The sequence below is a fragment of the Spirosoma terrae genome (genome assembly GCF_010435915.1).
GTDB classification, from domain to species: Bacteria; Bacteroidota; Bacteroidia; order Cytophagales; family Spirosomataceae; genus Spirosoma; species Spirosoma terrae.
Genome location: NZ_JAAFZH010000022.1, coordinates 18,998 through 32,515 on the forward strand (window position 1 = coordinate 18,998; position 13,518 = coordinate 32,515).

Here is a 13,518-nt window from a genome sequence, read left to right on the forward strand (position 1 = left end):
GGGATTTTTCAGTCAAAATTGATTTTTCAATGCCAGCGTCGGATAAACCTGTATCTGATTGGCCGGGGTGTTAACATGATAGAACAGATTGATCCGTGAACCTGCCGAAAGAGTTTTATTGAGCTTAATCCAGCACTGCGGGTCGCCGAAAAACGCTATTTTTTTTCCATCCAGCTCTTTCGTAAACTCATTCCCCTGGTTCCGGTTCTCGCTCCACGCAACCAGACTACCAGCTACCATAATTCGGTAATTAAAAAAGCCGCGTCCGAAGTAAAACGTAACTTGTGGGTCATAACTCGGCTTCAAAAAAGCGCTATACCGATAAACCACACTTGTACTAAACCAGGCACCACGCCACTGAAACGGATACGCCACCCCGACTCCAAATGTGTTGTTGATCGAATACCCATAGGCAGGAGGAGCCACGCCCAGACCACCGCTGTAGGTAAGGGCCAGATAGGCTTTGGGTTTCCAGAAACGGATATTCTTCGACACTTGTAAAAAAAGCTGCCCGAGGTTATTATTTTCGCCGGAAAAGTCCGTTTGCATTTTCAGCAGAAATGAGCCGGTCGAGTCGTTGCTTTTGAAATATTCGAACGACAGGGAAGCAAAGTTTCTTCGGTTCAGAGCCGGATCAATTGAATGTCGGAAATCGTAATGAAGCTGAAGCTGTTGGGCCTGACCAGTCAGACAAAGAATAACAAATAATAGGGTTTTCATGGACGACGATTTTTGAACAAATCTTCGTCGGAAGCCAGAAAATAGGCAGAAATAGAACGGAAACGTGGCGGAATTGTCAATAGCGCCAGGAAATCAACAGAACTTTTGCACCATATGGACGAATTAGACCGGCAGTCGTTTATAAAGCTCTTGCATGCAATGGTCATGAAATGTTTCGGCCATCCGCTTGAGGGCCCATTGTCGGAGCCGGAAAGTAAACACCTGAGCCTTGACATTGAAGAGCGAACGGGGTTGGTTATTGGCTGGCGGAGTCTGAAAAATTACGTCGCATTCGCCCTGAATCCTTCATCGGATAAGCAGGAAAACCCATCGATGCCCACCCTCGATACGTTAGCACGCTACGTATTGGAGGCCCCCGCTACGTCGGAAGCGGAACGGAAGAAAACGGGCGAACAGGCTTCCTACTGGTTTCGCTATCGCGAACAGTTGTCTATTGCCCCAAAAGCCAACGTACCACAGGCTATACCGGCCCAAAAACAATCGATAGGATACGTAGTGGCTTTGGTACTGATTGCTTTTATTTTCGGTTTTTTACTGCTCCATCAGTCCAATCTGGAGCAATTCGAGGAAGACTTCAGCCATGTCGATGAGGCAGAACTGGCTCAAAAAGGATGGTTTGTCCAGGATATAAATGCTGCTTTCTGGAAACGAAGAACGGAGCAACCGGGACACCTGACTTTATTTACACTCAAAGGCGACAACTGGCCCAAAACGGGCGAAGCGCCCCGCGTTCAAAACCTGCTGCTCCGTGACATCAAAAACGACTGCTTTCGGACCGAACTTCATCTTAATGCGTTTATGCCGACTGGAAACTGGCAGCAGGCCGGGATTTTGTTACTGGAAGATACACTGTTTACCGGCAAAAGCATCCGGCTCTCACTCGCCTACAATGACTTCTTTGGTGGCCTGAAACACCCCGCCGAAATTCTGATTCAGGGAACTGCTTCTTATGGAAAAGGCGATCGCAACCTGGAAGAATTTATTCATCAACCTCTGTTTCAGCTTGGCTCCGACACCGCCCGACGTATTGCCAGCGCAAACATGAAGAACGTAGCCTTCCGAATTGAGAAACAAGGGCAAAAGTTCCGTTTTTTATATTCGGCCAGTCCCGTCGAGAACTCTTCGTTCAAAGAAATAACTACTTACGAATTCGGCATGAAACCGCGCTACGTTGGTCTGTTTGCCCTCAAAGGCTTTATGGATTCGACGGCCAATATGCCAGTTGCCCTACGCTACTTTCGACTGGAAGGACAGCGTTGTGAATAAATCAATGTTCTCCTTACGCTACCTGCATTCTGTTTGAATTTCATAACTTTATATAATGAAACAGACAGAAACCATTGACGAGTTTTATCAGCGCGTACCCCAGGCTAATGCAGCCGGGCTATCGCTGACGAATGCCGGAGCTGGCCATTTCAACGTTTTTTCCCGGAGTGCCTGCTTTCAGAAAACAGCCTACGTTCGGCGTGATTTCTATAAAGTTTCGCTGATTATTGGTACCGGAACCCTTTACTACGCCAACAAATGGATACAGATCGATAAACCGGCTTTACTGTTTTCGAACCCTGTGATTCCTTATTCCTGGGAGGTTGATTCTGAAAAACAGGAAGGCTGGTTCTGCCTGTTTACCGAAGCGTTTGTCCAGCATCACGAACGGACAGAGACCCTGGCTGAGTCACCCCTGTTTAAAATTGGCGGTAATCCCGTTTTCTTTATCAACGAGAGCCAATTGCAGGAAACGTCGGCTATTTTCCAGAAGATGATGGCCGAAATGGCTTCTGACTATACCTATAAATATGACCTGTTACGTAACTACCTGCATTTACTCATTCACGAGGCCATGAAAATGCGCCCGGCCGAACGCTTCGAAAAATACACGAATGCGTCAACTCGCATTACGTCCTTGTTCATGGAGCTGCTCGAACGCCAGTTCCCGATTGATACGCCCGAACATGCTCTTCGCTTAAAAACGGCGGCCGATTATGCCCAACGTTTATCGCTCCATGTCAACTCACTGAATCGATCCGTAAAAGAAGTTACCGGCAAAACGACAACGGACCATATTGCCGGACGAATCATCCGGGAAGCGAAGGCCCTCTTACAACATACAAACTGGACTATTGCCGACATAGCGTACGGCCTTGGCTTTGACGAACCGGCTTATTTCACCACTTTTTTCAGAAAACAGACAGGTCAATCGCCCCATTCACTACGCAATAGCTTAGTTTGACCGTTCTTTGCTTATCCAGCATAGGTGTATCATAAAATCATCATTCGCAATCACTAACCACCAAAAGAATGGCTAACGAACAGTCTGTTTTTAAATATCAGCTAGAAAAACAAACGCCCAGATTAGGCCCTGGCGGCATTACAAGAGGAGTATCGGTAAAGGAGTTTCCGGTATCGGCAAACATTGCGGGAGTCAGTATGCATCTGGAGCCAGGAGCCATGCGCGAGCTACACTGGCATGCCAATGCAGCCGAGTGGGCTTATGTTATAAAAGGCAATATGCGTACAACAGTAGTCGACCCGGAGGGGAATACAGCTATCGATCTGTTTTACCCCGGCGATGTCTGGTACTTTCCTCGCGGCTATGGCCATGTATTACAATGCGTTGGCGATGAGCCCTGCCATTTCATCCTTATTTTTGATAATGGCGACTTTTCCGAAGACCACACGTTCAGCATTACCGATTTTATCTCCTGCGTTCCACCCGCTATTGCCGCACAAAACCTCGGCATCAGTGTCGACGAAGTCAATAAACTACCCAAAGGCGAAGTGTACTTTGCCCAAAGCGAGGTACCATCCATTCGGTCAGGCATTGCATTACCGAGAAATGGTGTCAATCTCACCTCTACTCACCGTTACCCGTTATCAGCTCAGCAACCTAAACTTGTTCCTGGTGGCGGCACCCAGCGGGTGGTTACCCAGAAAGAGTTTCCTATTTCGACGACCATTACTGGCAGTATTTTTGAAATTGAACCCGGCGGACTGCGGGAAATGCACTGGCATCCTAACGCCGATGAATGGCAGTATTTTATTCAGGGACAGGCTGAAGTAGGCATCTTTTTAGCAGAGCATCATTTCGTAAAAGACGATTATGAAGCCGGTGATGTGGGCTATGTTCCTATGGGCGCGGGGCACTACATCAAAAATACGGGCGATACAAAGTTGATTGTCCTATTAGGTTTTAACAGCGGTCATTATCAGGCAATCGATCTCAGCGCCTGGATAAGCGGAAACCCCAAAGACATTTTGACCAGCAACTTCAGCGTAGATGAAACGATTGTCGATAAATTTCCCAAAGGCGATTCATTCATCATTAAGTAGTTCCTAAAAGCGCTGATTCCTCAACTCACATTGTTTGAATTTTATAACGACCTGTGTGAATTTTATAGCTTATCAACCAACCGACTACCCTACTTTTGCCCTATAAAACAACAGGATATGAACTACAGAAATCTGGGTAAAACAGGAGAAAAGTTATCAGCTATCGGGCTCGGCTGCATGGGTATGAGTTTTGCCTACGGACCTACCGACGACACGGAAAGCATTGCTACGTTACACAAGGCCCTTGACCTGGGTATTAATTTCTGGGATACGGCCGATGTATATGGCAATGGCCTGAACGAGGAGCTTATTTCTAACGTACTGGTTCCTAACCGGGACAAGATCTTTATTGCTACTAAGTTCGGTTTTCGGTTCAAAGAAGGAGCGGGTTCCAGCAATGCCGTTGGTACGTATTTCGACGGCTCACCAGCCTGGATGCGAATAGCCATCGAACAGAGTCTGAAACGGCTAAAAGTGGATACCATCGATCTATACTACGTTCATCGGGTCGATCAGAACGTACCGATCGAAGAAACCATCGGCGCAATGGCCGACCTGGTTAAAGAAGGCAAAGTTCGGTATCTGGGTTTAAGTGAAGCGTCGGCGGCTTCCATCCGCAAAGCGCATGCGGTTCACCCCATAGCGGCTCTCCAAAGCGAATATTCGTTACTAACGCGCGATGTTGAGGGCGAGATTCTGAGTACAGTTCGTGAACTGGGCATTTCGCTGGTCCCCTACTCGCCACTCGCCAGAGGATTAGTTACGAATACACTCGATGTTAGCCAACTGGCCGACAACGATTTTCGTCGGAGCCTCCCGCGTTATAGTGGCGAAAGCTGGGAGAATAACCAGTCGCTGGCAAGTGCCTTTGCTGCGCTGGCCCAGGAGAAGCAGGTTACCCCGGCTCAATTGGCACTTGCCTGGGTTTTGGCGCAGGGCGACGATATCATCCCGATTCCGGGTACCAAGAAGCGGAAATACCTGGAAGATAATGCCGGAGCGGTAGACGTAATACTATCAGCATCTGATCTGAAAGCAATCGACGAGTTAATGGCTCGCTATCCGAACACCGGCGAACGCTACAGCGAAGGAGCCATGAAGCTGGTTAACAAGTAGTTTTTTTGACAGGATTTACAGCCGGGCCGACGTTCGGATGAACAGGATTTTAAATTCAATTTTTACAAAAGAATCCTGTTCATCCGAACGTCGGCCCGGCTGTAAATCCTGTCAAAAAAACTTATTTGTATAGCAAATACTTCTTCCTCATCTGTTTGTATGCCGACAGGCCAGGCTCCCAGCTCTGGCGGATTTCTTTCTCTGATGTTCCCGCAATAATCTGTTTTCTCAAATCTTCCGTACCACTCCGAAAATCGAAATTACCGATCTGGTTGCTCTGACTGGTATCAAAAAAACGTGCCTTATCGGGGTATGCTTTATAGAGCTCCATCAACCACTGCAGATTGAGCTTCCTCGACTTACGGAGCAGATTAACATCGTATTTTCGTAAATCGAGCCCGTAGCAGTCTTTGTCCTGATGCAAAGGCGTTTCGCTCATGCCTTTGATACTGACCGGCCGAAACGAAAACGAATATTTACCTTTCAGCGCAGGCGCGCCTAACACCGTGAACGGCATGTAAGTGCCTCTCCCCTGGCTGATTATGGTTCCTTCAAACCAGCAAACGCTCGGATACAGCATGATCGATTGCTGCGTATTCAAATTGGGCGATGGCAATACCGGCAATGTATAGGCCATGTCGTGGTTGTAGTTAGCGACCTTAATAATCCGAAGCGTACACTTTTTGTTGGCTGGCAAGCCCCAGCCTTCGCCGTTAATCATCTGGGCAAACTCGCCAATGGTCATTCCGTGCGTAATCGGAATTGGGTGAATACCAATTCCTGAATACAAATGCTTCTTCAGAATCGGGCCGTCAACAATATAGCCATTCGGGTTCGGGCGATCCAGAATTAATAACTCCTTATCGTGTTCCGCACAGGCTTCCATGATGTAATTCAACGTATTGATATATGTATAGAAACGGCAGCCCACATCCTGAATATCAAAAATCATCAGATCAATTTGGGCCAACTGCTCCCTGGACGGTTTCTTGTTTTTGCCATACAGCGAAATAACCGGAATACCCGTTTTGGCATCGACGCTATCATCAACTTTCGCTCCGTTACTGGCGTTTCCCCGAAAACCGTGCTCCGGCCCAAAAATGGCAACGATGTTTACGCCTAAACTCTTCAGACTGTCGACACTCGGCTTAGTACCAATTATTGATGTCTGGTTAACGACCATTCCAATCCGTTTCCCTTTCAGGTATGGCAGATAGGCTGCCGTTTGATCGGCTCCTGTTATGATCGTTTTCGTATCAGGAACAGCAGTAATGGCTGGTTGATGGACTAGCTCAGTAGTCTTGATTGGAAAAAGAAAACCAACGAACAAAGGGAGTAGAAAGAGGGGAATGATTTTCATAAGCAGGCAGCTAATCAGCGAAAGTCAGCAAATTGCGGAGAAAAGTTTGCCCATACAAATCATCCCGGACAAGACGACGCTTTCGACCCTCCCTTATTTAGATAATTGCTCCAGCATCGCCTTGCCACCTTTATTGTTCGGATTGAGTTCAAGCGATTTTTTGTACATGGCAATAGCATCGTCTTTCCGGCCACTCCGAAACAACACTTCCCCATAGCTGTCATACACATTCCAGCTTTTCGGAAAAAGATAGACATTCAGTTTAAAGACCCCTAGCGCTTCGTTCAGTTGTCCGCGGCTCATCATCCGATAGGCCCAATCGTTCAGATCATCTTCCGATGCCTGGAACGTTGGGTCTTTCTGTTTTATGTCTTTAAAAACCTCAATAGATTGCTCAAACCCTCGCTGCCGTAATTGCATATGGAGTGTCGTAATCGGATCAGCCGCCGGTATCGCCGGGCTAACGTATCCGGCCAGCTCATCAATAAATTCTTCCGGGAATGCCCCTGCCAGATTCGTCAGTACCACAATCGACAGATCATCGTTGGGGTACACGAAAAAAGCGGACCGGCCACCACCCGTGGCAATAACAGCCGCATGGTTTGGGCGAGGCTTTGTCATCCACCCCAGCGCCCATTGCGTTGGCTGCCCGTTGTTGTAGGTTCCGGCCGTCCAGAGTTTCGCCAGAGCAGCCTTCGTTTTGAGCAGTTTACCTTGTTGCAGAGCAATAAGCCAGCGGGCAATATCATCGGCCGTACTGTTCAGACCCGACGATGTCCGCTTAAAAGCTGGAAACTCCTCATAGGCATTCGTCAGTTTATTATCGCCGACAGGCTTGCCGTCAATTTGATTGACGTAGCGATAGATCTGAACCATGTTCGGCACAACATCCCGCGAATCGCCAAAACTCGTTGCGGATAAGTTCGCCACCCTAAACTGACGCTCATCAAACACCTGAACAAATGGCTTCTCTCGAAATCGATCAATGATCTTCCCCAGCAACACGTAATTTGTCTGGTTATAACTGAACTGTTCACCGATGGGAAATTCCATGGGCAAAGCCATCACCTTGGCCCAGGCCGATTCTTCATTATCCCGCCCCACATAACCTCCAGACTTTGGATCGAGCACCTTCCGCAAAATATCGGGAAGACCCGATACGTGAGTTAATAATTGCCGAACTTTTACCGGCTGCCAGGCAACGGGCAGGTTTTCTACATAGCGGGAAACGGGAGCTTCCAGGTCTACTTTTCCTTCTTCAACCAATTGCATAATAGCCACTCCCGTAAACGCTTTTGTGCAGGAATTGATCGAAAAAACAGTCTGGTTTGTTACGGGAACGGCATGCTGAACATTGGCGACCCCGTACGATTTCAGCAATACAGTTTGTCCGTGCTGAACAACCGCTACCTGAAGTCCGGGAATACGTCGCTCTCGCATTTCTCGCCTAATCAGCGAATCTATCTGAGCCGCCTGCAACTGCGAAACTTGACCATTGGCAATAAAACTGACTAAAACACATACTGATACGATAACAGCCCGGTAGCGTGTCATGAGAACGAAAATCTTTCGGCCACAAACTCCCGCTTTAGAAAAAGGTTACAGACTTCAGCAATAACTTTACCAAACAAGCCGATTACTGCCCAGCCATATCAGCCATTTATTCGGAACGTAGCGATTTCACCGGGTTCATCAGTGCAGCTTTAAGGCTTTGAAAGCTGACGGTCAGTAACGTAACAACTAGCGCACCTATGCCCGAAGCGGCAAAGATCCACCACGACAGTTCGGTACGATATTGGTAATTACGAAGCCAGTCTGATAATACGTAGTACGTAATAGGCGCAGCAATACAGAAGGCAATCACAACCATAATGACAAACTCCGCAGACAACAGTTTCCATACGTTGAAAACCGATGCGCCCAATGCTTTCCGAATGCCAATTTCTTTCATACGTTGCTCAGCCATAAAGGACGCCAGGCCAAACAACCCCAGACAACTGATTAGAATGGCTAAGCTGGTAAATCCACCTGCCAAACGGCCAATCCGCTCTTCAGTGCCAAACTTTCTGGCGTACTGATCATCCACAAATTTGTAACTAAACGGCGAATCGGGGCTATAGCTTTTGAAAACGAGTTCTACTTTCGCCAGGGCTTCCTGAGTAGATAGCTGCGGGGAAAGGCGTAGATTAATCGTATTAACGTTCCGGTAGTTAACGGCAAAAAAGGAAGGATTTACGGGTTTAAACGGATCTTCTTTCACCATGTCCTTGATAACACCAATAACCTTGTATGGGCGACCACTCTGTCGAACGATTTCGCCAATCGGCTGATTGAAACCCATTAGCTTTACGGCGGCTTCGTTTAAAATCATCGACGAACTATCCGTCGTAAAATCCCGTGAAAAATCCCGCCCTTCTTTTACCTGCCAGCCAATGGTTTTGCCGTAGTCGTGCGTGATGTAATTCGACATTACCAATGGCTTACTGCCGGGCTGTTTACGCTTCCATGAAATATCGGTTGTCCCACCAGCCTGTTCGGTTATTGAATTCGATGATTCAGACATCCCGGCCACGGCTCCAGTATTGAGCAAATCCGTACGCAGGGCGGTGTAATGCCCGTACAGTTCAGGTGCGTTCATTCCTATTTCAATCAAGCCACTACGACTATACCCCACCGGACGTTCTTTGGCGTGTTTAATTTGCCGGAATACGATAACGGTGCTAATAATGAGCGTGACCGAAACCGTAAACTGAAAACCAACCAGAACCCTTCTCGGAACAGCGGCAAAACGGCTGGCCCGAAAGGTTCCTTTCAACACTTTCACCGGTTGGAACGAAGACAGATAGAAAGCAGGATAGCTCCCCGCAATGAATCCAGTCAGTAAGCTAAAACCCAGCCCCGCCATCCAGAACCAGGGATTTGACCACAGAATGTCAATTTTCTTTTCGGCTATCTGATTAAAAAATGGCAGAACAAGTTGTACCAACAGAATGGAAAAAAGAAATGCCAGCAGTACCATTAGCAGCGATTCGCAAAAAAACTGACCGATCAGCTGGCTACGTACCGAACCAACTGCCTTCCGAATACCAACCTCTTTGGACCGCTTTTCACTACGTGCCGTACTCAGATTCATGAAGTTGATACACGCCAGCAGCAGAACAATTATACCAATGATACCAAACAACCAGACAAACGTGATCATACCGCCGGTGTTAACACCATCTTTAAAATCAGCATAGAGGTGCCATTTAGTCATCGGATGCAGGAAAAATTCGGGTTTATAACCCGGCGGATTATCCCGCTTCATTCGAATATCCTTGATTTTAGCCGATACCTGATCGAAATCGGCACCCGGTTTGAGTTGGGCGAAAATCTGGTATGAATTGGAATCCCATTCGTTTCGGTCGCGTTTGGCACCGTCATCGTTAGCGGCAAAGAATTTCCAGGGCACCAGAAATGTTACGTCACTGAACGTAGTATTGACCGGAAAATCTTCGTAGACCCCCACCACCTTCACCGTCTGCTTATTGTCCAGCCGGATGAGCTTATTGAGCGTGTTTTCGGAGCCAAACATCGCATCGGCGAGTGATTCAGATAACAGAATCGAATTGACATCGTTGGCCCCAAACGGTGCACCCGACATGATGTTCAGCGACAACATCTTGATAAAGTCAGGCTCGACGTAATTGCCCGTTTTCATCAGTTTTTGCTCGCCAGACGCCAGAATCACACTACGTGTCACCGACAAACCAACCGACTCGAAATCAGCGTATCTAGTGCGCAGCTCATCCGCCAGCGGAATCGGCATCACATCGTAGGATGCCTTTTCGACATCGAATTTTACGAACTGCCAGAGTTTCGCCAGCCGATCGTAGTTGTTAAATTTCCGGTCGAATGACAGTTCATCGTGGATCCACAAGCCGATTAACATCGCAACAGTCATTCCAGCCGCTAATCCAGTGATGTTGATGAACGAATAGGCTTTCTGTTTGGCAAGGTTACGCCAGGCGATTTTGAGATAATTACGTAGCATAGCAGGGCTTAAGAAGAACGGTGTTGAATACGGTTGATGGTTTTCTGATTTGGCCAGAGGACGTAGCAGCTTCAGGGCATTAAGACTGTACTTCCAGTTAGCTTTACGCTCACCCAGAGTCTCGACCCAATATGGATAGAGCTCCAGTAAATCACCCTGCACTTCTTCCCGCCGATCAGGATGCGCGAAGGTTTTCAGCAGCCAGCTAGCCCAGCGAGGTGGCTTGGTTCGAGGAGTTGATCCCATAACAGAAATGACAGTAAGTGGTCGCTTAATTGCTGCTTTCTTCGCTATTCGGAACGTAGCGATTTCACCGGATTCATCAGTGCAGCTTTAATGCTTTGAAAGCTTACAGTGGCCAAAGCAATGCCGATAGCCAGCAATCCGGCCAGCGCAAAAACCCACCAGGAGAGATCTGTTTTATAGGCAAAATCCTGTAGCCACTCATGCATGCCGTACCAGGAAATAGGCGATGCGATCACAATGGCAATGCCGACCAGCTTCAGAAAATCTTTCGATAACAGAACGACTACACTGCCAACAGAGGCTCCCAGTACCTTGCGAACACCAATTTCTTTCGTGCGCTGATGAGTCGTCAACGCAGCCAGCCCAAACAAGCCCAGACAGGCAATGATCACGGCTAAACCAGCGAAGATTGCGACCAGTCGGCCAATCCGCTGTTCAGACTGATAAATGGTATTGAATCGCTCATTTAAGAACGAATACGAGAATGGGTTATCAGTCCGCGCCTTCCACTGCTGTTCAATGCTACGTAGCAGACCTGCTATATCGCCTGTTTGAATCCGTAGTGCCAATTGCCCGGTATCATGGCCATAGAACATGATCAGAGGAGCAATATGCTGGCGCATCGATTCAAAATGAAAATCATTTACCATCCCCACAATTGTGTAGGTACGTTTACTGCCTTCGGTACCATCGCCAGTTATGGCGATTTGTTTACCGATAGGATTCCTGAATCCATACGCCTGGGCAGCCGCTTCGTTGATCAGTACGTTGCTGTTTTCAGAAGGCGTAGCTTTCAAAAAGTTACGTCCCTGAACCAACTTGATGCCCAATGTGGGCAAATAGTCCTCATCGACGTAGTAGCTTTTTGTCCGGTGTGTACTCACCTCCGAACCGTTACGCACTACAACACCGTCAACACTCTGATTAGACGTTCCGGCGGGCAGGAAACCCGCGCGCGAGACCCGAACAACAGAAGCTAGCTTACCCAGCTCATCTTTGAAAGCATTTAGCTTGTCGCCTAATACGTGGGTATCCTGCAAGACCAATATCTGCTCTTTATCGAAGCCCACTTTTTTGTTCTGAATAAACCGCAATTGCTGATTGGCAACGATGGTAGCGATAATCATACTAATCGACACCACAAACTGAGTAATTACCAGCGTACTACGTAGCCAGCCGCTTCGTGAGCCAGACTGTACAGTCCCTTTGAGAACAAGTATGGGCCTGAACGAAGACAGCACAAAAGCAGGATAACTTCCAGCCAGTAAGCCAATCACCAGACAGGCTAGCCCAATTCCCGGCAGCATCCAGCCGCCAACAAGCGTGCGATACGTAAATTGTTTACCCGCCAACTCATTAAAGCTCGGTAACAAGAGTAGAACGAGTCCGAGAGCCAGCCCGAGGGCCAGAAAAGTTACCAGCACAGACTCCGCCAGAAACTGACTAACCAACTGCTGTCGGATAGAGCCAAGCACTTTGCGAATCCCAACCTCTTTTGAACGTCCTACCGATCCGGCCGTTGATAGATTCATGAAGTTAATACAGGCCAACAGCAGAATAAACAGTGCAATCGCGGAGAAAATGTAAAGATATTTGATGTCGCTGTTCGCTTCCAGCTCATCATCCAGATCAGAATGCAGATGAATGTCGGTTATGGGCTGAAAATGGAACGTAAACGTATTTCCTTTTTGCTGGAATTCCGAAAACGTGGTCCCGAAAAAATCCTTGATTTCCGGAGCGATGTATTTCCTGACCAGTGCAGGAACCGCGGCTTCTACCTGCCCAATCGAATACCCCTCCCGAAGTCGTATGTACGTATAAGCGCCACTTGCCAACCATTTTTTGCCCGTTTTGACCGAAGAAAGTGAGGCAAACATATCAGAATGAAAGTGCGTATTCGAAGGCACATTGGCACAGATACCTGTTATTCGAAACAAACCTAAATGCCCCATCTGAAGGGTTTTACCGATAGGGTCGGCCTTGCCGAAGTATTTCCGGGCCACTGTTTCTGTAAGCACCAGTGTATTCGGCTCGATGAGTGCAAGCGCCTTATGACCTTTCAGGAAAGGTATGGTGAGAACGGAGAAGAAGTTTGAATCGACAAAGGCAATCTGTTCTTCCCTGACGATATCCGTGCCGTTTTTTACCATTAAAGCCCCTTCCTTACGTAGCCGAGTAACAGCCTCAACACCCGGACTTTCCTGCTGCAACGCTTGCCCTGCTGGTCCGGCAGCGTAGGCCAGTCGAATATCTTTTTTATCCATTCGCCCATAGATGGTCATCCGGTAGATTCGGTCGGCATTGGCGTAATAACGGTCGTAGCTAAGCTCATCCAGAACAAAGAGTATAATGAGCAGACAGGTTACCAGACCAACGGCCAGGCCAATAACATTGATGGCCGTAAAGCCTTTGTGCAGGACGAGGTTACGCCAGGCGATTTTGAGATAATTACGTAGCATAGCAGGACTTAGAAAGAATGGAGGTTCGGCATTCTGAATCACGTTTTTCGATGTAGCCAGAGGACGTAGCAGCTTCAGGGCATTGAGGTTGTACTTCCAGTTGGCGTTCCGTTCGCCCACCGTTTCAACCCAATACGTATAGAGTTCCAGCAGATCGCCCTGAACTTCTTCACGCCGGTCAGGATGCGCGAAAGTTGCCAGTAACCAGGTAGCAAAGCGAGGTGGTTTCATCG

The 13,518-nt window shown here is 47.9% G+C and carries 9 protein-coding genes; 4 read left to right on the top strand and 5 right to left on the bottom strand.

From position 1 onward, the window contains the following. Positions 1-12 precede the first annotated feature (12 nt). A complete protein-coding gene (locus GK108_RS28925) occupies positions 13-720 on the bottom strand; it encodes a DUF5020 family protein (RefSeq protein ID WP_163955080.1) in 708 nt (235 codons plus the stop codon). 114 nt (positions 721-834) lie between these two features. Between GK108_RS28925 and GK108_RS28930 the strand changes: the two genes are divergently transcribed. The 4 genes from GK108_RS28930 (at position 835) to GK108_RS28945 (ending at position 5,187) form a co-directional block, all read left to right on the top strand. Continuing rightward, complete coding sequence (locus GK108_RS28930) at positions 835-2,007, top strand: hypothetical protein (RefSeq protein ID WP_163955081.1); 1,173 nt, start codon at positions 835-837, stop codon at positions 2,005-2,007. Positions 2,008-2,062: 55 nt separating this feature from the next. Then, positions 2,063-2,971, top strand: coding sequence for a helix-turn-helix domain-containing protein (locus GK108_RS28935; RefSeq protein ID WP_163955082.1), 909 nt, complete (start codon positions 2,063-2,065; stop codon positions 2,969-2,971). A gap of 68 nt (positions 2,972-3,039) precedes the next feature. Further along, a complete protein-coding gene (locus GK108_RS28940) occupies positions 3,040-4,071 on the top strand; it encodes a cupin domain-containing protein (RefSeq protein WP_163955083.1) in 1,032 nt (343 codons plus the stop codon). A 117-nt stretch (positions 4,072-4,188) separates the two neighbouring features. Continuing rightward, positions 4,189-5,187: an aldo/keto reductase gene (locus GK108_RS28945; protein WP_163955084.1), complete on the top strand. Its 999-nt coding sequence runs from the start codon at positions 4,189-4,191 to the stop codon at positions 5,185-5,187. Between the two features lie 121 nt (positions 5,188-5,308). Here GK108_RS28945 and GK108_RS28950 read toward each other — a convergent pair whose 3' ends face one another. The 4 genes from GK108_RS28950 to GK108_RS28965 all read right to left on the bottom strand — a co-directional run bounded on the left by GK108_RS28950 (position 5,309) and on the right by GK108_RS28965 (position 13,516). Next, positions 5,309-6,547 carry an exo-beta-N-acetylmuramidase NamZ family protein gene (locus tag GK108_RS28950; RefSeq protein ID WP_163955085.1) on the bottom strand — a complete coding sequence of 413 codons (1,239 nt, stop codon included), beginning with the start codon at positions 6,545-6,547 and terminating at the stop codon, positions 5,309-5,311. A gap of 93 nt (positions 6,548-6,640) precedes the next feature. After that, entirely contained in the window at positions 6,641-8,101 is a 1,461-nt protein-coding gene (locus tag GK108_RS28955; RefSeq protein ID WP_163955086.1) for a serine hydrolase, read from the bottom strand. A 106-nt stretch (positions 8,102-8,207) separates the two neighbouring features. Then, entirely contained in the window at positions 8,208-10,826 is a 2,619-nt protein-coding gene (locus tag GK108_RS28960) for an ABC transporter permease (RefSeq protein ID WP_163955087.1), read from the bottom strand. Between the two features lie 44 nt (positions 10,827-10,870). Then, positions 10,871-13,516 carry an ABC transporter permease gene (locus tag GK108_RS28965; protein ID WP_163955088.1) on the bottom strand — a complete coding sequence of 882 codons (2,646 nt, stop codon included), beginning with the start codon at positions 13,514-13,516 and terminating at the stop codon, positions 10,871-10,873. Positions 13,517-13,518: the final 2 nt, after the last annotated feature.